Annotated in this window: 23 protein-coding genes; 11 read left to right on the top strand and 12 right to left on the bottom strand. The window is 65.8% G+C overall.

From position 1 onward, the window contains the following. Positions 1-110: 110 nt before the first annotated feature. The 10 genes from SMA01S_RS04985 to SMA01S_RS04940 all read right to left on the bottom strand — a co-directional run bounded on the left by SMA01S_RS04985 (position 111) and on the right by SMA01S_RS04940 (position 9,111). A complete protein-coding gene (locus tag SMA01S_RS04985) occupies positions 111-1,010 on the bottom strand; it encodes an SDR family NAD(P)-dependent oxidoreductase (RefSeq protein WP_066818624.1) in 900 nt (299 codons plus the stop codon). Positions 1,011-1,152: 142 nt separating this feature from the next. Beyond that, positions 1,153-1,443 (bottom strand): hypothetical protein, encoded by a 291-nt coding sequence (locus SMA01S_RS04980; RefSeq protein WP_066818621.1) that lies wholly within the window; start codon positions 1,441-1,443, stop codon positions 1,153-1,155. 65 nt (positions 1,444-1,508) lie between these two features. After that, on the bottom strand, positions 1,509-1,853 hold the full coding sequence (locus SMA01S_RS04975) for a hypothetical protein (RefSeq protein ID WP_066818619.1): 345 nt from the start codon (positions 1,851-1,853) through the stop codon (positions 1,509-1,511). An 87-nt stretch (positions 1,854-1,940) separates the two neighbouring features. Beyond that, on the bottom strand, positions 1,941-2,633 hold the full coding sequence (gene phoB / locus SMA01S_RS04970; protein WP_066591922.1) for a phosphate regulon transcriptional regulator PhoB: 693 nt from the start codon (positions 2,631-2,633) through the stop codon (positions 1,941-1,943). Further along, positions 2,633-3,328, bottom strand: coding sequence for a phosphate signaling complex protein PhoU (gene phoU / locus SMA01S_RS04965; RefSeq protein WP_066818616.1), 696 nt, complete (start codon positions 3,326-3,328; stop codon positions 2,633-2,635). The genes phoB and phoU overlap by 1 nt, the downstream gene beginning before the upstream one ends. 13 nt (positions 3,329-3,341) lie before the next feature. Further along, positions 3,342-4,088 (bottom strand): phosphate ABC transporter ATP-binding protein PstB, encoded by a 747-nt coding sequence (gene pstB, locus SMA01S_RS04960; RefSeq protein ID WP_066818721.1) that lies wholly within the window; start codon positions 4,086-4,088, stop codon positions 3,342-3,344. A 29-nt stretch (positions 4,089-4,117) separates the two neighbouring features. After that, positions 4,118-5,332 (bottom strand): phosphate ABC transporter permease PstA, encoded by a 1,215-nt coding sequence (pstA, locus tag SMA01S_RS04955; RefSeq protein ID WP_084250078.1) that lies wholly within the window; start codon positions 5,330-5,332, stop codon positions 4,118-4,120. Between the two features lie 55 nt (positions 5,333-5,387). Continuing rightward, the gene (gene pstC / locus SMA01S_RS04950; RefSeq protein ID WP_066818610.1) at positions 5,388-6,764 is read right to left on the bottom strand and encodes a phosphate ABC transporter permease subunit PstC; all 1,377 of its coding nucleotides are present in this window, start codon (positions 6,762-6,764) and stop codon (positions 5,388-5,390) included. Position 6,765: 1 nt separating this feature from the next. Then, entirely contained in the window at positions 6,766-7,812 is a 1,047-nt protein-coding gene (locus SMA01S_RS04945) for a substrate-binding domain-containing protein (RefSeq protein WP_066818608.1), read from the bottom strand. 48 nt (positions 7,813-7,860) lie between these two features. Next, positions 7,861-9,111 carry an ATP-binding protein gene (locus tag SMA01S_RS04940; RefSeq protein ID WP_066818606.1) on the bottom strand — a complete coding sequence of 417 codons (1,251 nt, stop codon included), beginning with the start codon at positions 9,109-9,111 and terminating at the stop codon, positions 7,861-7,863. 115 nt (positions 9,112-9,226) lie between these two features. Here SMA01S_RS04940 and SMA01S_RS04935 point away from each other — a divergent pair, with 115 nt between their 5' ends. The 6 genes from SMA01S_RS04935 to SMA01S_RS04910 are packed head-to-tail and all read left to right on the top strand — an operon-like array spanning position 9,227 to position 13,183. Further along, positions 9,227-9,631 carry a hypothetical protein gene (locus tag SMA01S_RS04935; protein ID WP_066818604.1) on the top strand — a complete coding sequence of 135 codons (405 nt, stop codon included), beginning with the start codon at positions 9,227-9,229 and terminating at the stop codon, positions 9,629-9,631. A 17-nt stretch (positions 9,632-9,648) separates the two neighbouring features. Continuing rightward, positions 9,649-9,921: an HPr-rel-A system PqqD family peptide chaperone gene (locus tag SMA01S_RS04930; RefSeq protein ID WP_066818601.1), complete on the top strand. Its 273-nt coding sequence runs from the start codon at positions 9,649-9,651 to the stop codon at positions 9,919-9,921. Next, positions 9,918-10,778 (top strand): HprK-related kinase A, encoded by an 861-nt coding sequence (locus tag SMA01S_RS04925; RefSeq protein WP_066818598.1) that lies wholly within the window; start codon positions 9,918-9,920, stop codon positions 10,776-10,778. Before SMA01S_RS04930 ends, SMA01S_RS04925 begins: the two co-directional genes overlap by 4 nt. Next, complete coding sequence (locus tag SMA01S_RS04920) at positions 10,763-11,773, top strand: nucleotidyltransferase domain-containing protein (protein ID WP_066818595.1); 1,011 nt, start codon at positions 10,763-10,765, stop codon at positions 11,771-11,773. The genes SMA01S_RS04925 and SMA01S_RS04920 overlap by 16 nt, the downstream gene beginning before the upstream one ends. A gap of 49 nt (positions 11,774-11,822) precedes the next feature. Continuing rightward, positions 11,823-12,731 (top strand): tetratricopeptide repeat protein, encoded by a 909-nt coding sequence (locus SMA01S_RS04915; protein ID WP_157093803.1) that lies wholly within the window; start codon positions 11,823-11,825, stop codon positions 12,729-12,731. Between the two features lie 53 nt (positions 12,732-12,784). After that, positions 12,785-13,183: a hypothetical protein gene (locus SMA01S_RS04910; RefSeq protein WP_157093802.1), complete on the top strand. Its 399-nt coding sequence runs from the start codon at positions 12,785-12,787 to the stop codon at positions 13,181-13,183. Here the strand turns inward: SMA01S_RS04910 and SMA01S_RS04905 are convergent. Beyond that, on the bottom strand, positions 13,176-13,850 hold the full coding sequence (locus SMA01S_RS04905; RefSeq protein ID WP_066818586.1) for an HAD hydrolase-like protein: 675 nt from the start codon (positions 13,848-13,850) through the stop codon (positions 13,176-13,178). The genes SMA01S_RS04910 and SMA01S_RS04905 overlap by 8 nt on opposite strands. Positions 13,851-13,927: 77 nt before the next feature. Between SMA01S_RS04905 and glmU the strand changes: the two genes are divergently transcribed. The 5 genes from glmU to SMA01S_RS04880 all read left to right on the top strand — a co-directional run bounded on the left by glmU (position 13,928) and on the right by SMA01S_RS04880 (position 19,495). Next, on the top strand, positions 13,928-15,280 hold the full coding sequence (glmU, locus tag SMA01S_RS04900) for a bifunctional UDP-N-acetylglucosamine diphosphorylase/glucosamine-1-phosphate N-acetyltransferase GlmU (protein ID WP_066818583.1): 1,353 nt from the start codon (positions 13,928-13,930) through the stop codon (positions 15,278-15,280). A gap of 49 nt (positions 15,281-15,329) precedes the next feature. Beyond that, positions 15,330-15,722, top strand: coding sequence for a ribbon-helix-helix protein, CopG family (locus SMA01S_RS04895; RefSeq protein ID WP_369405656.1), 393 nt, complete (start codon positions 15,330-15,332; stop codon positions 15,720-15,722). Further along, complete coding sequence (locus SMA01S_RS04890) at positions 15,719-16,099, top strand: PIN domain-containing protein (protein WP_066818581.1); 381 nt, start codon at positions 15,719-15,721, stop codon at positions 16,097-16,099. The genes SMA01S_RS04895 and SMA01S_RS04890 overlap by 4 nt, the downstream gene beginning before the upstream one ends. Positions 16,100-16,114: 15 nt before the next feature. Continuing rightward, positions 16,115-17,938 (top strand): glutamine--fructose-6-phosphate transaminase (isomerizing), encoded by a 1,824-nt coding sequence (glmS, locus tag SMA01S_RS04885; protein ID WP_066818044.1) that lies wholly within the window; start codon positions 16,115-16,117, stop codon positions 17,936-17,938. A 186-nt stretch (positions 17,939-18,124) separates the two neighbouring features. Further along, a complete protein-coding gene (locus tag SMA01S_RS04880; protein ID WP_066818041.1) occupies positions 18,125-19,495 on the top strand; it encodes a cytochrome P450 in 1,371 nt (456 codons plus the stop codon). Here SMA01S_RS04880 and SMA01S_RS04875 read toward each other — a convergent pair. Further along, positions 19,492-20,310, bottom strand: coding sequence for a helix-turn-helix domain-containing protein (locus tag SMA01S_RS04875; RefSeq protein ID WP_066818038.1), 819 nt, complete (start codon positions 20,308-20,310; stop codon positions 19,492-19,494). The two genes, SMA01S_RS04880 and SMA01S_RS04875, sit on opposite strands and share 4 nt — an antisense overlap. Positions 20,311-20,402 lie beyond the last annotated feature (92 nt).

The raw sequence follows: 20,402 nt of genomic DNA, 5'->3' as shown, positions 1-20,402 counted from the left end.
CCCCGCGACGAACGAGCAACAAGCCAGGAGGTCAGCGGTGGAGGGCCCCCTCCACCACGCGGCTCACGCCGCGCGGTCCCCCTCCCCGTAAACGGGGAGGATTTTAGGACTCAGCCACCGGTCAGCTTCTTCATGATCGACATCGATTGCTCGTTGCCCGATTGCGGGGTTAACTCACCGGTGCGGTCGGTGATCTCGGCCCAATGCGCGGCGACGCCTTCGGGCGACAGGTCGTCGCCGGTCAGCAGCTTGCCCTGGGTCAGCGTGACATAGGCAGCCTGGAACACGCCGGCGCCGGCGCCGACGATCGCGTTGGTCGGCGCGTCCTCGCTGACCAGATAGAGCGCGGCGGGGGCGACCTTCTCCGGCGCGAACGCCTTGAACGCCTCCGCCGGGAACAGATCCTCGGTCATCCGCGTGCCGGCAGTCGGCGCGATCGTATTGACCTTGATGTTGTACTTCGCGCCTTCGAGGTAGAGCGTCTTGGTCAGCCCGGCGAGGCCGAGCTTGGCGGCGCCGTAATTGGCCTGGCCGAAATTGCCGAACAGCCCGGTCGACGAGGCGGTCATGAGGACGCGCCCATAGGCCTGTTCGCGCATCGTCGCCCATACCGCCTTGGTGCAATTGGCCGATCCGTTGAGGTGGACGTCGACGACGAACTTGAAATCGGCCGGCTCCATATTGGCGAAGCTCTTGTCGCGCAGCACACCGGCATTGTTGATCAGGATGTGGACGCCGCCCCAGGCTTCCTTGGCCTTTGCGACCATCTCGACCATCTGCTCATATTCGGTGACGCTGCCGCCGTTCGACATCGCCTCGCCGCCCGCGGCCTTGATCTCCTCGACGACTTTGAGCGCCGCGTCGGAATGACCGGTGCCGTCGCGCGCGCCGCCCAGGTCGTTGACGACCACCTTCGCGCCGCGTGCCGCCAGCGCCAGCGCATATTCGCGACCCAGGCCGCCGCCTGCGCCGGTGACGATTGCGACCTTGTCGTCGAAACGGATGCTCATGAAGTGCTCCCTGAATGGTTTGAGCGCTTCCTAGCCAAAGGCGCGCGTCGTGCAACCCCGCCGTACCGCAAACACGAAAAACCCGGCGCGGGTTGTGCCGACCCGCGCCGGGAAAGGGGAGCTTACGACCCGTCTTATGCGGTTATTTGGGACTGTTGCGCTCTACGCAGTGGTCGAACTGTCCGCGTTTGCACACCGGATAATTGGCGAGGGGGGCCGGCGGCGGAAAGGCGACGTCGGGCGCCGGCGCTTCCTTGAACACGACCGTGGCACCTGGTGGCGGTGGCGGTGCGGGCGGTGGTGCATAGCCGCCCGGCGTCGGCGCGGTGTTGTCGGTGGTCATCGTCGCCGGTGCTTGCGACGATTGCGGTTCTCCATGTGCCAAGGCGGGGACCGCGAGCGTGGCAATGGCGGCGAATAGGATGATTTTCATGACGGTCTACTCGATTCCCGGCGGGGCGGGCATTAGCCCGTCCCGACCGGTGCGGCAAAAAGCCATTATTTACCGTGAGGACGCGGCGTCGAATGCAGGCGTTCGCCCCTGGCGTTGGAGCGTTCCATACAATGATCGACGACGGTCTTGGTGCACATCGGCACATCGGCACCGGTAGCGGGCGCCGCGGCGTCCGGGAGCGGCTGTACGACCGGCGTCGGCGGACCCATGACCATATTCGCGGGGCCGGCCGGCGGTCCTGGCGGAGCGGGCAACGGCGCGGCAGGCGGTGCGCTGGCATCGGGTGCAGGCGCCGGGGCGGTCTGCGGATCGGGTGGCGGCGCGGGCGTATTTTGCGTGATCGCGGGCATCGCGATCATGGCGGCCGCCGCAGCAAGGAACAACTTCATGCGACTCTCCTGGTTCTGCACGATCTTCCGTGACTCGACCCAAACGCGCCGCACGCAAATTGGCTCCCTCGTTTCGGATGCGATTCCTTACGCCCCCGAATCGAGAGCATAACCCGCCGATCGCACGGTCCGGATGACGTCGGGCTTGTCGCCGCGATTGATCGCTTTGCGCAGGCGCCGGATATGCACGTCGACGGTGCGGCTTTCGATGTCGCTGTCATGCCCCCACACCGCGTCGAGCAGGCGCTCGCGGCTGAACACCCAGCCCGGATGTTCGAGGAAATGCTTGAGCAGGCGGAATTCGGTCGGGCCGAGCGGAACGACTTCGCCGCTGCGCCGGACCTTATGCCCCACCGTGTCCATCTCGATATCGCCATAGGTCAGCTGCTCGCCGGCCAGCGCCGGGCGAACGCGGCGCAGCACCGCGCCGACCCGCGCGACCAGCTCGCGCGGGGAAAACGGCTTGGTGACGTAATCGTCGGCGCCCGTTTCGAGCCCTCGGACGCGATCTTCTTCCTCACCGCGCGCGGTCAGCATGATGATCGGGATGTTCGCGGTCTCCGGCATGCGGCGGAGACGCCGGCAGACCTCGATCCCCGACAGCCCTTCGACCATCCAGTCGAGCAGGACGATGTCGGGCGTGGCTTCCTTGGCGAGCAGCAACGCCTCCTCGCCGTCGGGCGTATGCGCGACCTCGAAATCCTCGCGCTTGAAATGATAGACCAGCAATTCCGCCAGCGCGGCGTCGTCTTCAACCAGCAACATCTTGGCGCGTGCCATTACATTTCCCCTGACTTGCCGCGCTCACGCTCGGTCATTTGCGTGCCGGTAGCGGCGAAATAGATCATCTCGGCGACGTTCGTAGCGTGGTCGCCGATCCTCTCCAGGTTCTTGGCGACGAACAGCAGGTGCGCGACCTGACCGATCGTCGCGGGATTTTCGACCATATAGGTCACCAGCATGCGGAAGATGCTGTCGTAGAAGTCGTCGAGCGCCTGGTCGCGGATGCAGACGTCAACCGCAGCGCGCGCGTCTCGCGCCGCGAAGGCGTCGAGCGCGTCATGCACCATTTCGGCGGCCATCTTGCCCATCGCCGGAAGGACCGAGATAGGCTCGATCCGGTGCTCGCTCTCGATCATCGGCACGCGCTTGGCGATATTCTTGGCATAATCGCCGATCCGTTCGATCACGCCGGCGATCTTCAAGGCAGCAACGACTTCGCGCAGGTCGTTGGCCATCGGCGCGCGCAACGCGATGATGCGGACCGCCAGCGTCTCCACCTCGGCCTCGATCACGTCGATCTGCTTGTCGGCGGCGCGGACTTGCTGCGCCAGGTCAAGATCGACCCGCTGCAATGCGTTCATCGCATCGTGGATCGCGCGCTCGGCAAGACCGCCCATCTGGCTGATCAGGCCGCGAAGCTGACCGATCTCGTCATCGAACACCTTGACCGTATGTTCCTGGCCGGTTGCCATTCGCTCAAACTCCTCAGCCATAACGGCCGGTGATGTAGTCGCGCGTCCGCTCTTCGCGCGGGTTGGTGAAGATGTCCGACGTCTGACCATATTCGACCAGCTGGCCGAGGTGAAAGAAGGCGGTGCGCTGCGACACGCGCGCGGCTTGCTGCATATTATGCGTGACGACGACGATGGCGTAGCGGCCCTTCAATTCGTGGATCAGTTCCTCGATCTTGGCGGTAGCGATCGGGTCGAGCGCCGAGCACGGCTCGTCCATCAAGATCACTTCGGGATCGACCGCGATCGCGCGCGCGATGCACAACCGCTGTTGCTGGCCGCCCGACAGAGCGGTGCCGCTGTCCGACAGGCGGTCCTTAACCTCGCCCCACAGGCCGGCGCGCGCCAGCGAGCGTTCGACGATGCGATCCATGTCCGCCTTGGACGAGGCCAGGCCGTGGATGCGCGGGCCGTAAGCGACATTCTCGTAGATCGACTTGGGGAAGGGATTGGGCTTCTGGAACACCATCCCGACGCGGGCGCGAAGCTGGACCACGTCCATCTCGCGCGCATAGACGTCCTCGCCGTCCAGCCGGATATCGCCTTCGACCCGCGCCGAGGCGATCGTGTCGTTCATCCGGTTGAGCGTGCGCAGAAAAGTCGACTTGCCGCAGCCCGAGGGGCCGATGAACGCGGTCACCTTGTCCTGGTCGATGTCGATCGACACATCGCCGATCGCCTGCACCGCACCGTACCAGACGCTGACATTGCGCGCGGTCATCTTGTGATCATTGAGGATGGTCTTGTCGGTCACCAGCGGGTCTCGAAACGATTGCGGAGGTAGATGGCGATGCCGTTCATCGCCAGCAGGAAGACGAGCAGCACGATGATCGCGGCCGAGGTCTTCTCGATGAAGCCGCGGCTGACTTCGTCCGACCACAGGAATATCTGGACCGGCAGCACCGTCGACGGATCGGTCAGCTTGCCCGGCGGCGTCGCGATGAACGCGCGCATGCCGATCATCAGCAGTGGCGCGGTCTCGCCCAGCGCGCGCGCCATGCCGATGATCGTGCCGGTCAATATGCCGGGCAGGGCGAGCGGCAAAACGTGGTGGAAAACGACCTGAACCGGACTGGCCCCGAGCGCGAGCGCGGCGTCGCGGATCGACGGCGGCACCGCCTTGATCGCATTGCGGCTGGCGATGACGATCACCGGCATCGTCATCAGCGCGAGCGTCAGCCCGCCGACCAACGCCGCGGAGCGCGGCAGATGGAACGTGTTGAGGAAGACCGCGAGGCCGAGAAGGCCGAAGATGATCGACGGTACCGCGGCGAGGTTGTTGATCGACACCTCGATCAGGTCGGTCCAGCGGTTCCGCGGGGCGTATTCCTCGAGATAGAGTGCCGACAGCACGCCGATCGGGAAGGCGAGTGCCAGCGTCACCAGCATCGTCAGCAACGATCCCTTGAGCGCGCCCCAGATGCCCACCGCGGTCGGATCGGTCGAATCCGATCCCGACAGGAAACCCCAATTGAAGCCGGTGCGCAATTGCCCGGCGTCGGTCAGTACCTGCGCGCGCTTCTCGGCCAGGGGTGTTCCGTCTGCCTTGGCCGCAGTGTCGACGTCGCTGGCGGCGGGTAGCCACAATCGTACCCTGCCGACCGCCAGTCGAGGATCGGCCTTGAGCGCACGACGGACGATCGTATCGGCTCCGTCGGAGAACAGCGCAGGGCCGATGGCCCCATATTGCGCGGCGGCGGCGCGATCGACCACCGCGTCGAGTTGCGCGCCGGCGAGCGCGAGATCGCCGCCAGGTCCTCTGATCCGGTCCGGCGTCAGGCCGAGTCCGGCGGCGGGAAAATCGATCGACAGGGCGACTTCGGTCGTGACGAACCCGCGAGCGCCGTTCGCCATCATCGTCACGAGCAGGAACAGCAGGAAGCCGGCCGAGAGCACAATCGCCGCCAGCCCGAACAGCCGGAAGCGGCGCTCCGCGGCGTAACGGCGGCGCACGCGCCGTTCCATCTGGGGAGTCCTCCAGTCGGTCGGAACACGCTCGACGGAGCCAGGACCGAGCGGCCTATTCATACGCTTCCCGATACCGTTTCACGACGGTCAGCGCGATGATGTTGAGCAGCAGGGTGATGACGAACAGCGTCATGCCCAACGCGAACGCGGCCAGTGTCTTGGGGCTGTCGAAGCTCGCTTCGCCGGTCAGCAGGTCGACGATCTGCTTGGTAACCGTCGTCGCTGAATTGAACGGGTTGAGGCTGATCGTCGCGGCGCCAGAGGCAGCCATCACGACGATCATCGTCTCACCGATCGCGCGGCTGATCGCGAGCAGCACGCCGCCGACCACGCCGGGCAAGGCGGCCGGCAGCAGCACGCGGCTGATCGTTTCGCTCGGCGTCGCGCCCATCGCTAGGCTGCCGTCGCGCATCGCCGACGGCACCGCGGCGATCGCGTCATCGGCCATCGACGAGACGAACGGGATGATCATCACCCCCATCACCAAGCCTGCCGCCAATGCGCTTTCCGATGTCGCGCCGGGTATGCCGATGGCGACGCCCAATTGGCGCAGTGCTGGGCCGACCACCAGCGCGGCAAAATAGCCATAGACCACCGTCGGCACGCCCGCGAGAATCTCGAGCGTCGGCTTCATCCACGCGCGCAACCGGGGTGAAGCATATTGCGTCAGGTAGATCGCGCTCATCAGGCCGAACGGGATTGCCACCAGCATCGCGATGACCGCGCCGATGAAGAACGTTCCCCAGAATAACGGCACCGCGCCCAGGCTCGCGCCGGGATTCCTGGGGTCGATGACCTGTGGACTCCAATGCCGGCCGAACAGGAAATCGGTGATCGGCACGGTGCCGAAGAAGCGTGCGCTCTCGAACAACAAGGAAGCGACGATGCCGATCGTCGTCAGGATCGCGATCAGCGAGGCGGCGAGCAGGCTGGCCATCACGATTCGCTCGATCCTGGTTCGCGCATTGAAGCCGGGGCGGATGCGCAGGAAAGCGAAGGCGCCCCCGGCAATGCCGAGCAACAAGGCGGTGGCGCCGCCGATCCATCCATAGCGCGATTGCTCGACGGCATAGGCCGGCGCGAGCCGCGTCGCGAGCGGGTTGAGCGGGGTGCGGTGATGGTCGTTGGCGATCGCGCGCGCCTCCGACAGGATCGCCGCCCGCTCGAAACCGGGCGGTGGAAGCTGCGCCGCTGCCGGCGTCTTGAGCACGCCGTTGGTCGCCAGACCAGGGGCGCACGCTCCCCAGACTGCGAGGAAGAGCAGGGGCGGTAACACGGTCCACATCGCGGCGAACGAGCCGTGATGGCGCGGTAGCGACGAAAAGCGCTGCCCCGGCGCCTTGCGGAACGCGATGGCGCGGACGCGCCCCGACAGCCAGGCGATCAGCCCGAGTCCCGCGACCAGGAAAAGGAGGGCGGACGTCGGCATGTCAGCTCAACGTCTTCGGATCGAGCAGCGTCTGGCGCTGAACGATCACCGCCGAGCGCGCGCGCACGTCGGCGGGTGCCGAGATCAGCCCGCGGCGAACCAGCGGCCCGTCGGGCGCCCAGGCTTGGGTATAAGCGTTGAGGAACGCCCGGAGGTTGGGGATCGCGCTCAGATGCGCTTTCTTGACATAGAGGAATAGCGGCCGAGAGCCCGGATAGCGGCCGCTCGCGATCGTCTCGTACGTAGGCTCGATGCCGTTGAGCGGTACGCCGTTCAGCCGATCCTTGTTCTCTTCCAGATACGAATAGCCGAAAATGCCGATCGCGTTGGGATTGGCCTGGAGTTTTTGGACGATCAGATTGTCGTTCTCGCCCGCGTCGATATAGGGGCCGTCGTCGCGCACCCGGGTGCAGGTCTTGGCGAAATCGTCCGGACGCGCGTCGCGGATCGTGGCCATCTCCGGCATCATTTGTTCGCAGCCACGTGCCAGGATCAGTTCGGCGACGGCATCGCGCGTGCCGCTGGTCGACGGCGGGCCATAGACCTGGATAGTGATCGCCGGCAGCGTGGGATTGACGTCGCGCCAGGTCTTGGCGCGGTTTGGGCGGCCGCCGGGTTCGGCCGCCAGCGCCTTGTAGAGGTCGACCGGGGTCAGTTGCAGCTTGGGGCCGTCATTGGCTTCGGCGAAGGCGACGCCGTCGAGTCCGATCTGGACTTCGAGCAGTTCGCTCGCGCCGTTTGCCGCACAAGTCCGGTATTCGCTTGCCTTGATCCGGCGGCTGGCGTCGGCGATGTCGGGATATTGGCCGCCCAGTCCCTTGCAAAAGAGGTTCAGCCCGCCGCCGGTGCCGGTCGATTCGATCACTGGTGCCGGCACGCCGGGATTGGCCGCGACGAATTGTTCGGCGACCAAGGTGGTGAAGGGATAGACGGTGGACGATCCGACGACGCTGATCCGATCACGCCCGGCCCCGGCCATCGCCGCCTGGTCCTGACACGCAACCAGCAATAGGGATGCCGCGCCGACGAGCGCGATCGAGCGAATCATTGTGGGCCTTCCTGATGGGGACCGACTCGCCCCCATTCCGGCGCGCTATCACGCCGGTTTCGGGCCCTCTGTGACAGTCGCGTTACCCTTTGATGACAATGCAGCCGGCAACAGGATCGTCACCACCGTGCCGCGCCCCACCTGGCTCGCGATATCCAGCCTGCCGCGATGGCGTTCGACGATGTGCTTGACGATGGCGAGGCCCAGTCCGGTGCCGCCCAGCGCGCGGCTGCGTCCCGAATCGACGCGGTAGAATCGCTCGGTCAGCCGTGGAATATGCTCGGGCGGGATGCCGTCGCCCTCGTCGCCGACCGACAAGCGGACCATGTTGCTGGCGTCGCGCGACAGCTTGACCGTTACGGGGGTGCCGGCGCGGCCATATTTCATCGCATTGCCGATCAGATTGTGCAGCGCCTGGCTCAACTGGACACGGTCGCCGCCGACCGGGGGCACGTTGGCGGCGATATCGGTGACGATCTCCGCCGCACGTCCATCGGCGCTGTCCATCATCTCGGAATGAACTTCCGAGACAAGATCGGCGAGATCGACCGAGGCATCGGGCAGGCGGTATTTCTCGGCCTCGATCCGGCTGAGCGAGATCAGGTCCTCGACCAGCCGCTGCATCCGCCGGGCTTCGTCGGCCATGACCTTCAGGAAGCGGTCGCGCATCGCCGGGTCTTCGCCGGCGCCATCGGCCAGCGTCTCGGCGAAGCCGAGGATCGAGGCGAGCGGCGTGCGCAGTTCGTGGCTGGCATTGGCGACGAAATCGACCCGCATCCGCTCGGCGGCATAGCTGCGCGTCTGGTCGATCAGATGCGCGACCCGACGCCCGTCGGGCAGATCGGTCACGCGCAATTCCCAGCGCTGGTCGAGCGTGCCCAGGCCGACAAGGTTGATCGCCTCGGACGATCCCTCGCCGATCGGCGCGGTCAGCCGCTCGGCGGCGGCCGGGTGGCGGATCGCGAGCCGGACGTCCTGGCCGGTGATGTGGTTGCCTAGCACGTCGCGCGCGGCGCCATTGGCTTCCTCGACCCGACCGTTTGCGATCACCAATACGGGCTCGACGATCGCCTCGAGCACCGAGCCCAGTCGCGCGGGGGCTGGTCCTGTGCCGATGTCCGGCTCGGCCGGGGCAGCGGGGGTGGGGTCGACGCCCAATGTCACCAGACCGGCGATGATCGCCCCGACCAGTGTCACCAGCGCGCTCGCCACGTCGCCCGACAGGACGAACACGCCGATTGCCGCCACCACAGCGGCGAGCATGCCGAGCATGAAGCGAGGGCCAAAGCGGGTCGTCATTGCCTGGCGGTTCCTAGGGCGTGTGCCGGTCACCGGCAATGCCCGCGTCCCGACCCGCGCGGTAACCATTTCATCGGCTTGCCAGCCGCGCGCTAATATGAAAGGCGTCTCAACCATGGACGAGAACACGACCGATCGTCAGGCGAACGAGCCCCATCCGACGCGCCGCCGCGCGCTGATGCTCGGCGCCGCGACCGCGTCGGTGGTCATCTCGATCCGCCCTGCGCTCGCGCAGACCAGCGCCTCTGTCCTGACCTGCGAGATCCCGGTGCCCGATCCCGGCCGCGCCGGCATGTACGTCGCGGCCGACGGTTCGCTCGTGCCCAACGGCACCAAAGATGCGTTTCCCGGCGCGACCAAGCCGTTCAAGGCGGAGGACGTCCGCACCGCGCTCAACGGCGGTACCTTGCCGGGCACCACCTATGAACAGAGCCGCGCTTATACCGCCTATATCCGCCGCCTGCAGCACGGCACCGCCGGCTTCACCTGCTTTGCCTCGCTGCAGATGCCGCGCGGCTGAGCCGCCGGACGCAGGAGATGGCGACCCTTTATCGCGCTGCATCGCCCGACAGCCTGATCGTCGCGCCGGTCGATCTGCTTACCGCCATCTATCATCGCGCTTCGGGGCAGACGCATTTGATGGCGTCACCTGCACCCGAGATCCTCGATGCACTGGCCGAAGCGCCGCTCGACGCCGCTGCGTTGCTGGCGAAATTGCGCGCCGATTACGACTTGGTTGACGCCGATCCCGCCGCGCTGGCCGCGCGGCTCGACGAGCTGGTCGAAACGGGGCTCGTCGAAAGGCGATGAGGCACCATTTCTCGGTCGCGATCGGCCCGGTCGGATTCCGCGTCGGATCGGACTGGCGCGGACCGGTCGCGGCGCTCGAACAGCTTTATGCGAGCTACCCCAAGCCACGGGACGGCATCGCCGACTTCACCGTCCGGCTGTTCGCCGATCGGCCATGGCGGCGCTTCTTCCGGCCCAAGGTGATGATCGGCGGCGACTTCGTCCTGCCCGAAGCCGCCCCGCTCAGCCTCGAACACGGGCTGCTCGCCGCCGAAATGGCGATGAACCTGCAAATGGCGCTCGGCCAGCGTCGTTACCTGTTGCTCCATGCCTCTGCGGTCGAGCGCGACGGCAAGGCGTTGGTGATGACCGGCCTGTCGGGCGCGGGCAAATCGACGCTCGCTGCCTTGCTGATGGCGCGCGGTTGGCGGCTGATGGGCGACGAATTCGCACTGCTCGATCCCGAAACCGGGCTGATCCACGCTTTTCCGCGCCTGATCAGCCTGAAGAACGAAGCCATCGCGGTGATGGAGGCGGCGGTGCCAGGCGGGCCATTCGGGCCGCTGCTCGCCGAAACGCCGAAGGGAGCAATCCGCCACCTGGTGCCCGATACGCGATCGGTTGCCGCCATGCTCGAGCCCGCGCGGCCGGCGTTGATCCTGTTTCCCACCTTCGGACATGACGCCGCGACGCGGGAGGTCGCGCCGAGCGAGGTATTTGTCCGCCTGACCCAGGCGTCGACCAATTACGTCGCGCTCGCCGAGCGCGGCTTCACGGCGTTGACGCGCTTGGTGGCTGAGACTCCTGCGCGCGCAATCGACTATCCCGATACCGAAAGCGCGATCGCGCAGGTCGAGGCATTATGGGCGTCGCTCTAGACGGCCACCTCCTGGCGCGGGCGCTGGCCGATCCTGCGTCGGTCGCGACGCTCGATAGCGCGGGCTGGCAGGCATTGCTGACCATGGCGCGTGCCGAATTGCTGAGCGCGACGCTTGCCCATCGGCTCGACGGGATCGCCAAGCCGGTGGCGGCGCAGCGCTTCCTCGACGACGCCAAGGCGTCATGCGCGCAGGGTCGTCTCGTCGCCTTGTGGGAAGTCGAAATGGCGCGCCGCGCGCTCGGCGATCTCGGCGTGCCGGTCGTCCTGCTCAAGGGCAGCGCGTTCATCGCCGCCGGGCTGGCGGCAGGGCAGGGGCGGTTCGTCGGCGATCTCGACATCCTGGTGCCGCGCGCCGAACTCGATCGTGTCGAAGCGGCGTTGCTCGGAGCCGGGTGGGAATGGGTCAAGCCCGACCCCTATGATGACGCTTATTACCGCCGCTGGATGCACGAATTGCCGCCGCTGATCCATCGCGAGCGAGACCGCATGATCGACGTGCACCACACGATCCTGCCGCTGACCGCGCGCCCGACGCCGGACGCCGAGGCGTTGATCGCCGACAGCATCACGTTGCCGAACGGGCTGCGCATACTCAACGCCAATGACATGATCTGCCACGCCGCCGCGCATTTGTTCGCCGATGGAGACTTGTCGGGCGGGATGCGCAATCTGTGGGACATCCACTGTCTGCTCGACGACTTCGGCGCTGCCGGCCTGGCCGAGCGTGCGCGGCGACACGGTTTGGCGTCGGCGGTGCGCCGCGCCCTGCGGCTGTCCCATGCGCTGTACGACACGCAATTGCCCGACGGCTGGGCGCGATCGGGAAGCGATGACGACCTTTATCTGCGCAGGCTGACGGCGCGTGACGGTTGGGGGCGGCAAACGCGTCCGATCACCCGGCTCGGCTTCTATGCGCGCTCGCATTGGCTGCGCATGCCGCCGCTGATGCTGGCGCGGCACCTCTGGACCAAGTGGCGCAAACAGGCGGGCTGACGACCACCGGACCGCGATGATATGAAGTGGCGATTCGGGGGAGATCATCATGACCAGAAAGTGGATTGCCTTGGCGATCGCCGGGTTGTGCGCGGGTAGCGGCGCGGCCTGGGCGGAAAGCGCGCAGATGCGCGGCAAATTTCCGGCCAATGTCCGCGAAGCCGACCTGCTCGACAACGTCGTGGTCGATCGCTTCAACGGCCGCGACGGGCGCCAGTTCGAAGCGGCGCTGGAGCAGGCGATCGGCGTCCCCGCCGGGCGGCCCGACGGTGTGCTGTCGGGTGGCGTCACAACCGGCGTCGAGGAAAGCAAATATCAGGGCAACGAGGAACGCTGCGTCGAGTGGAAGGACGGCAAGCAGGACGGCACTTGCACCAAGCGCGCCAAGGTCGACCTGCCATGCATCCGCCGCGTCATCAATCTGACCGTCAGCGTCCGCCTGCTCCGCGTCGCCGACAACATGCCGGTCTGGTCCGACAACAAGCCGTCGCGTGACGAGACGAGCTGGTGCCAGGGCAAGGCGCCTTGGCGCACCACCGAGGAAGCGGTGTCGGCGATGATCACGGACCTCGCGCAGAAGATTCGCCTCGACGTGCGGCCGCGCTGGGAAACCTACAAGGTCCGCTTTCGCGAGGATCGCGACGGCATGCCCAAGGATATCGGCAGCGAGTTCAAGGAAATCGTGAAGCTATCCAACCGCGATGTGACCTCGGCGTGCCGGCAATGGGCCGAGCTCAACGGCCGCCTGCCCAACCATCCGTCTGTACTCTACAATCTCGGCGTGTGCGCGGAAGCGGCCGGCAGCTATGCCGATGCCCAGGGCTTCTATCGTTCGGCGCAGGCCGCCTTGCCGAAACGGTCGAGCGACATGGCGGATTCGGCCGATCGGGTCGCTCGTCTGATGATGGCGCGCGCCGATGACCAAGAACGGGCGCGGCGGCCCAGCAATCCACGCTAGTCGCGCCGCCTGCGCTGCGGCAAACTGACCGCGATAGGGACGGGAGGGTGACGATGCGTTTTGCGATAGTGTTGGCCGCTGCGGCGGCGCTGGCGGGCTGTTCGATGGGACAGGACATGTCCGTTACCGATTCCGCGGTGGCCGATTTCCACGCCAAGCTGAACAACGGTCAGTTCGCGGCGATCGCCGCCGCGGCCGGACCGGAGATGAAGAATGGCGGCGTCGATTTTCCTGTCTTTATCGAAAAGATCCACACCAAGCTCGGCACCTTCCGGTCAACCTCGCGGCAGGGGTTCAACGACAATATCAACAACGGCGATCACACGTTTACGGCGAGCTATGCCAGCGTCTATTCGAGCGGACCGGCAACCGAGAACTTCGTCTATCGGTTGAACGGCGGGAAGCCGGTGCTGATCGGCTATCACGTCGAATCGGCGGCGTTGCTCAAATAGCTGGCTGGGGCTCGGCGATGCGCATGAGCGTCGGCAGCAAGTCGCGATAATCGGCGAAGATCGCGTTCGCGCCCGGAATACCGGTGCCGTCGGGGGCGAACAAAGCGACCGGGACATCGGCGGCGCGCGCCGCGTCCACGTCATAGATCGAGTCGCCGACAAACGCTGCCAACCCAGAGCTGCTGCATTTGCGCAGCATGAGGTCGATCGGCGCGCGGTCCGGCTTCATCGCGGCGAGACCCGGCGTATCGCCGCCGATGATGCACGCGAAGCGATCGGCAAGGCCGAGCGCATCGAGCAAGGCGACGGACAGTTGCTCGCGCTTGTTGGTCACGACGGCCAGCGTCACGCCCCGCGCGGCCAGACTATCGAGCGTGTCGACGACGCCAGCAAAGGGCCGTGTATGGTCGACGATGTGCGCGGCATAGAAATCCACCAGACCCGGCAGAAGGTCGTCGAGCCGCTCGTCTCCTCCGGTCGCCAGCAGCGCCCGCTGCAGCATCACGCGCGATCCGCCGCCGATCATCGGCCGAACCTGGTCGACCGTCAGCGGCGCGCGGTCGATTTCGGCTAGCCCGTGGTTTACTGCCGCCGCCAGGTCGGCGACGCTGTCGACCAACGTGCCGTCGAGGTCGAAGCCGACCAGGCCAAAGGGGAAATCATTCATCCCAACGCCGCCTGCCAGCATCGCTATGGAAATGGCAATATGTTCGTGGCAGGGCGCGGGGCACGGAGACCCCTGCCATGACCAATCCAATCGCCGCGATCATCCTTGCCGCCGGCATGGGCACGCGGATGAAGTCCGATCTGCACAAGGTGCTTCACCCGATCGCGGGAAGGCCGATGCTGCTCCACCTGATCGACAACGTGCAGGCGCTCGCGCCCGAACGCGTCGTGGTGGTCGCCGGGGCGCGTCGCGAACAGGTCGAGGCGGCGGTGACCCCGCTCGGGGTCGAGGTCGCGATCCAGACGGAGCAACTCGGTACCGGCCATGCCGTACGCCAGGCCGAGGCGGCGCTCTCCGGCTTCGACGGAGACGTGCTGATCCTCTACGGTGACGTGCCCCTGGTCTCCACCGCGACGATGGCGCGGATGATCGAGCGATTGCACAGCGACGGCGAGCCCAGTGTTGTGGTGCTCGGCTTCCGCCCCGCCGATGCCGCCGCTTACGGGCGTGTCATCGCCGATAAGGATAGCCGCATCGCGAAGATCGTCGAGTATAAGGACGCTTCGGCCGACGAGCGCGCGGTGACTTTGTGCAATTCGGGCCTGATGGCGGTGCGCTCGGCGGATCTGTTCCGGTTGCTTGCCCAGGTGACCAACGACAATGCCGCCGGCGAATATTATCTCACCGACCTCGCCGAACTGGCGGTTAAGGACGGGCCAGGCGCGGTGGTGGTCGAGACCGCCGCGGACGAAGTGGCGGGCGTGAACAGCCGGGCCGAGCTCGCCGCCGTCGACGCGAGCTGGCAGGCCAAGCGCCGTGTCCGCGCCATGGCGGAGGGTGCCACTCTGGTCGATCCCGCGACCGTTTGGTTCAGCTTCGATACCCAGGTGGGGCGTGACGTACTGATCGAGCCCAACGTCTTTTTCGGCCCCGGCGTATCGATTGCCGACGGCGCGATCATCCGCGGCTTCAGCCATATCGAAGGCGCTACCGTGGGAACCGGTGCCGAGGTCGGTCCCTATGCCCGTCTGCGCCCCGGTGCGGTGCTGGGCGAGAAATCCAAGGTCGGCAATTTCGTCGAGGTCAAGAAAGCGGTGCTGGGCAAGGGCGCCAAGGCCAATCACCTGACCTATCTCGGTGATGCCGAGATCGGCGCTGGCGCCAATATCGGCGCGGGCACGATCACTTGCAATTACGACGGCTTCTTCAAGTACAAGACGGTGATCGGGGAGGGCGCGTTCGTCGGATCCAACTCGGCGCTGGTCGCGCCGGTCACGATCGGTGCCGGGGCGATCGTCGGCGCGGGCTCGACGGTGACGAAGGATGTGGAACCCGACGCGCTCCGCCTCGTTCGGCCAGAGCAGCAGACTAAGCCGGGCTGGGCGAAGCGCTTCCGCGACATGATGATGGCGAAGAAGGCGGGAAAATAGCGGTTCGCATCATTGACATGATATCATGATATGATATCGGTATATCATTATGGATCGTCTTCGCCTGACGCGCATCCTCGCTGATCTTCCCAACGAGGACGTTAAATGGCTTGACCAGCGCGCCGCCGAATTGGGCAAATCGCGCGCGTCGGTGCTCCGCGACGCGGTCGCCACCTACAAGGCGCAGTCACAACCCGCTAACGGGACCGAGTGGATCGAGCGGGGGTTCGGGGCCTGGAAAGACCGGAACGACATTGGCGATGCGGTAGAGTGGCAGCGGCGCGAACGTGCGTCCTCGACGCGTCCCTGGGACGTTGACTACGAAGAGGTGCGCGCCGAGTTTCCCGATCTGTTCGATGCCGAGGATGACCGGCAGCGCCAGATTCACCTGGACATGCTCGCCGGACGCTACCCTGATGCGAAAAAGGGGGTCGCCAAGTGAGCGGCTATACGTTCGACGCCAATATCGTGATCGACGTGCTCGTCGGATACGAACCGGCGCGTGCCGAAATTCGCCGGGCGATCGGGCTGGGCGCGCGCCCCTGGATCAGCCGCATGGTGTTGGTGGAAGTGCTGTCGAAGGGGTCGGGCGCGGCGTTGCGCGATACCGAAGCCTTTCTCGCCGGCTTTGGCGTGGATGAGGTCGATGCCGAGATTGCGTCGCGCGCCACCGCCTTACGGCGCGAGCGTCCGCGCCTCAAATCATCCGATGCCATCATTCTCGCCAGCGCGATGGTGCGCGGGCGTGTCCTCGTTACCCGGAATACCAAGGATTTCCCGGCCAACATGCCGGGCATCCGCGTTCCCTACATTTTATAAGAAGGCGTCCCAACCATGTGCGGAATCATCGGAATCGTTGGCAAGGAACAGGTCGCTGATCGGCTGGTCGAAGGACTGCGTCGGATGGAATATCGCGGCTATGATTCGGCTGGCGTCTGCACGGTCGAGAACGGCCAATTGATCCGTCGCCGCGCCGAGGGAAAGCTCAAGAATCTGGAGGCGGTACTTGCCGCCGATCCCGCGCCCGGCACCACCGGCATCGCGCACACGCGCTGGGCCACCCACGGCGCGCCGACCACGTCGAATGCGCATCCGCACGCGACGAAGGAAGTTGCGCTGGTCCACAACGGCATCATCGAGAACTTCAAGCCGCTGCGCGAGGCGCTGCAGGCGCGCGGGCGGGTGTTCGAGAGCGAAACTGATACCGAAGTCGTCGCGCATCTGGTCAGCGAGCAGGTCGAGGCTGGGAAGTCGCCGCAGGACGCCGTCAAGGAGGTCCTGCCACAGTTGCGCGGCGCCTTCGCACTGGCGATCGCCTTCCGTGAACATGCCGATCTGCTGATCGGCGCGCGGCTCGGGTCGCCGCTGGTCGTCGGCTATGGCGAGGGCGAAACCTATCTCGGCTCGGACGCGCTGGCGCTGGCCGGGCTGACGCAGCGTATCGCCTATCTCGATGAGGGCGACTGGGTCGTCATCACCCGTGACGGCGCGCAGATTTTCGACGCGGACAACAATCCGGTCGAACGCGAGATCACCGTGTCGGGTGCGACCGGCGCGATGATCGAGAAGGGCAATTACCGCCACTTCATGCTCAAGGAAATCCATGAGCAGCCGATCGTCGTCGCGCAGACACTGCGCTCGTACATCCGCGGCGTCGAGCAGACCGTGGCGCTGCCCCAGATGGACTTCGACCTGTCGACGGTGAAGCGCATCACCATCGTAGCGTGCGGCACCAGCTTCTATGCCGGGCTGGTCGCCAAATATTGGTTCGAGAGCTTCGCGCGCGTACCGGTGGACATCGATGTCGCCAGCGAGTTCCGCTATCGCGACCCGGTGTTCGAGGATGGCGGGCTGGCGCTGTTCATCAGCCAGTCGGGCGAAACCGCCGACACGCTGGCGGCGCTGCGCCACGCCAAGAAAGCGGGCCAGAAGATCGCCGTCGTCGTCAACGTGCCGACCAGCACGATGGCGCGTGAGGCCGATCTGCTGCTCCCGACGCATGCCGGCCCGGAAATCGGCGTCGCCTCAACCAAGGCGTTCACGTGCCAGCTCGCGGTGCTGGCTGCGCTCGCCGCGCATCTCGCGGTCGTCAAAGGCAAGATGAGCCGCGAGGAAGAGGTCGCGGTGGTCAAGCAACTGATCGAGGCGCCCGCCGCGCTCAACGCCGCGCTTGCCTATGACGATGCGATCGCCGGCATGGCGCACCTTATCGCGCCGGCGCGCGACGTGCTCTATCTCGGCCGCGGTCCCGACTATCCGCTGGCGATGGAAGGGGCGCTGAAACTAAAGGAAATCAGCTACATCCATGCCGAAGGTTATGCAGCAGGTGAAATGAAACACGGGCCGATCGCGCTGATCGACGAGAATGTGCCGATCATCGTCATCGCGCCGTCGGGTCCGCTGTTCGAAAAGACCGTCAGCAACATGCAGGAAAGCCAGGCGCGTGGCGGTAAGATCGTGCTGATTTCCGATGCTGAAGGATTGGCCGAAGCAGGCGACGGCTGCCTGGCGACGATCGAGATGCCCAAGGTCCACCCGCTGATCGCGCCATTGGTCTATGCGGTGCCGGTACAGTTGCTGGCCTATCATGTGGCTGTGGTGAAGGGGACCGACGTGGATCAGCCGCGCAACCTCGCGAAGTCGGTCACCGTGGAGTGATCTTTTATCTCCTGATCATCGGCGGCATCGTCGCATTGCTGATCCACACTGCGCGGGAAGGGCGACGGTCTGACCGTGCGGCCAGCGAAGATCCGGACGACGGCGACGGCGGAGACAAAGCAGGTGACTGATCAGCGGCCGCCGGTTTGGTTGCCGGTGCTGGTCCGCTTAGGATAAGCAGGGCCTATGGCCTATGCCCACACGTTCGGTGCCAATCCGCATTGGTTGCCGCGGAACCCAGGAGGGTCGCTGGCGCATATCCCCGGCGATGATGGCCTGCCGATCCTTGGCAACTCGCTCCGCCTGCTGGCCGACCCCGTCAAGTTTGGGCGCGAGATGTTCGAGCGGTTCGGCCCGGTCTATCGCAACCGCGCGCTCGGCAGCACCAGCGTGACGTTGCTCGGCCCCGACGCCAACGAACTCGTCCTGTTCGACCGCGATCGCTTATTCTCGTCCGAACAGGGCTGGGGACCGTTGCTCAACCTGCTGTTCCCGCGCGGGCTGATGCTGATGGATTTCGAGAAGCATCGCGCCGATCGGAAGACTCTGTCGGTCGCCTTCAAGCCTGAGCCGATGCGGCATTACGCCACTCAACTCGATGCTGGCATCGCCTCGCGGATCGGCGAATGGAGCGGTAGCCTGCGGTTCTATGACGCGATCAAGAAGCTGACGCTCGATCTCGCCGCGACCAGCTTCCTCGGCGTATCACTCGGCACCGAGGCCGACCGCATCAACCAGGCCTTCGTCGATGAAGTGCAGGCGAGCGTCGCGCCGATCCGCTCGCCGCTACCGGGAACGATGATGCGGCGGGGTGTCAAAGCGCGCGCCTATCTGATCGACTGGTTCGAACGCGAGATCCCGGCGCGGCGGCGCGGCGCGCGGGGCGGCAATGGCGAGGACTTCTTCTCGCAATTCTGCCGCGCGACCGACGAGGACGGACAGGAGCTGTCGGCTGCCGCGATTGCCGACCACATGAATTTCCTGATGATGGCCGCGCACGACACGATCACCTCGTCGGCGACGACCCTGGTCATGCTGCTCGCGCGCCATCCTGATTGGCAGCAACGATTGCGCGAAGAGATTGCCGGGCTCGACGCGCAGACACCGCTGACTGAGCAACTCGATCGTCTGACCCTGACCGATTACGCCTTCCGCGAGGCACTGCGGCTGATGCCCCCCGTACCGTCCCTGCCGCGCCGCGCGCTCAGGGATTTCAGTTTCGGCGGCTTCGACATTCCCGCGGGCACCAATGTCGGAATCGGTATCGCCTGGACGCACCGCATGGCCGACATCTGGCCGGATCCGCTGCGATTCGATCCAATGCGCTTCACGCCCGAGGCGTCGAAGGGCCGCCATCGCTTCGCCTGGGTGCCCTATGGCGGTGGCGCGCATATGTGCCTCGGCTTGCATTTCGCGCAGATGCAGATGAAACTGCTGATCGCACACCTGCTGACACGCTATCGGATCGAGATCGACCAGGGCGCCGGCGATGCCTGGCAGATGTTCCCGATCCCGCGGCCCAAGGACGGCCTGCCGGTCAGATTGATTCCCGCCTAACCATTCCGCGCCAGTTCGGCGCACACCGCGGCGGTATGTTCGTCGGCCGGGAAGGTGCAGTCGATGCGGATTTCGTCGAGCGTCACGTCGTGCGGCGCGGCGAAAGTGGTGATCGTTTCGAAGAAGCGCAGCTCGCCGCGCGGGCTGGCGAAGGTGAAGGTGACGATCGGGTCGCCGTCATCGTCGGCGTCGCCAAGCTGCCAACGCTGCGGCACGCCCGGATAGGACAAGGCGGCGTCGAGCAGCGCGCGCGAGCGGCGATCTGTGGGGTTGGCGGCAAGGTCGTCATGCAGGTGCCGGACGAAGCGCCGCGCGACCTCCGGCCAGTTCAGAATGACCTGACGGAAGTCGTTGGGATCGAACAATTGGTGGATCAAATTGCTGTGCGCGCTTTGCCAATCGCCGAGCAGCAGCTTGTTCATCCGGATCGCCGCCTGGTTGACCTCCAGCACTTCCCAATGACGGCTGATGACGAAAGCGGGATAGGGTTCCTGATGCGTCAGGATCAGGTCGATCGCCTGGCGGACGCGGTCGAGCGCGGGCGCCGCCAGCGCACTTTCGGGATGGATCGCGGCATAGCCGGCGGCGCGGAGCAGGGCGTTGCGGTCACGCAGCGGCATGTCGAGCGCATCGGCCAAGCGCGCCACCATCTCGCGGCTGGCGCGTGCCTTGCCGGTTTCGATGCAGCTGAGATGTCGCGTCGAAATCCCGGTATCGAGCGAGAGATCGAGTTGGCTCATGCGCCGTGCGCCGCGCCATTCGCGCAACAATTCGCCGACCGGGGAGAGAAGGGGCGCAACGGAGGAACTGGCCACGAATCGTCCTGCATTCAGTGATCTGCAGGCAGCCTAGCTCATGCCGATACGCACCACACGCCCAGATTCCGCGACGCCACGAGCCGTAGGCT

Source organism: Sphingomonas mali NBRC 15500 (genome assembly GCF_001598415.1).
In the GTDB taxonomy this organism is placed as follows: domain Bacteria; phylum Pseudomonadota; class Alphaproteobacteria; order Sphingomonadales; family Sphingomonadaceae; genus Sphingomonas; species Sphingomonas mali.
Note: the sequence above shows the minus strand (reverse complement) of the source record. Positions and strands in the feature narration are given on the sequence as shown.